Origin of the sequence: Pseudonocardia pini (genome assembly GCF_013870575.1) — a bacterium.
In the GTDB taxonomy this organism is placed as follows: domain Bacteria; phylum Actinomycetota; class Actinomycetes; order Mycobacteriales; family Pseudonocardiaceae; genus Pseudonocardia; species Pseudonocardia pini.
Genome location: NZ_JACBXB010001226.1, coordinates 1 through 1,020 on the forward strand (window position 1 = coordinate 1; position 1,020 = coordinate 1,020).

A 1,020-nucleotide genomic window follows, 5' to 3' on the forward strand; every position below is an offset into this window, starting at 1 on the left:
GAGTGGGCGCGGCGGTACACGGCCATGGCCGCGACCCGGTTCCCGCCGAGGTGCTCGGCGCGCATGAGCAGCCCGTAGATCTCCTCGCTGAACGGGTTGCTCTCCAGCGCCCGGGAGGCGTAGTGCCGCACCATGTCCACGTCCGAGGCCTCGACCGCCCACCACAGCAGCGTGCTGACGGCCTCCTCGTGCAGCACCGACAGGTACACCCGGCGCTGCTCGACCCACGCCAGGTCGCTGCCCGGCAGGTAGACACCCGGCGCGAGGTCCACCGCCGATCGCAGTGCCGCCACGTCCGCCGGTTTCGGCTCGCGGATGCCGCGCGCGGCCACCGCGGCTCGTTCGAACGCCTCGTCCTCGGACACGAGCTGCACCGCGGACGGCCACGACACGGTGGTGTCGCTTCGTTCCAGGCGGACGCCGGTCAGCTCGCGCAGCCGGAAGATGATCTGCCGGAAGTGGTTGCCGCCGCGGCTGCGCCCGACCTCGGGGAACAGCCGCTCCTGCAGCCTGCTGCGCTCGATCCCCTCGGGGTGCTGGGCGAGATCGGCGATGAGCTCCACGACCTTCATCCGCCGCGCCGTCGACTCGACACCGTCCACGACGATGCCGGGCGGCTCCCGGAAGGGCTGGAGCTCGACCCGCTCGGGCAGCCGTTCGGCGGTCGTCGCCGCGGGTGCTCCGGCCTCCTGCGCGGTGGCGAGGTTCAGCAGGTCGCCCGAGCGCAGCCGATAGCAGCGCTCCAGCGCCTCGTCCGCCCAGTACGAGCTGCCCAGGGCGCCGATCCGGCTGCGCACGTCCGCGAGGACGGCGCGGGCGCCCACCTCGTCGTCCAGCCGCAGGCGCGCCTCGGCGAGCGCGTACCCGGCCGCGGCCGCGATCAGGTGTCTGCGCGAGTGCAGCATCGACTCCACGGCGGGCCCGAGCACGTCGACGGCGTCTCGCCTGCGGTCCAGTTCGAGCATGGCCAGCCCCATGACCAGCCGCGCCCACTCGCCGATGGCGCGCCGTTCCACCCCG

The 1,020-nt window shown here is 73.7% G+C and carries 1 protein-coding gene; it reads right to left on the reverse strand.

The window, feature by feature from the left end:
• On the reverse strand, positions 1-1,020 hold a 1,020-nt coding region (locus tag H5J29_RS34045; RefSeq protein WP_181784959.1), incomplete at both ends, for an AfsR/SARP family transcriptional regulator.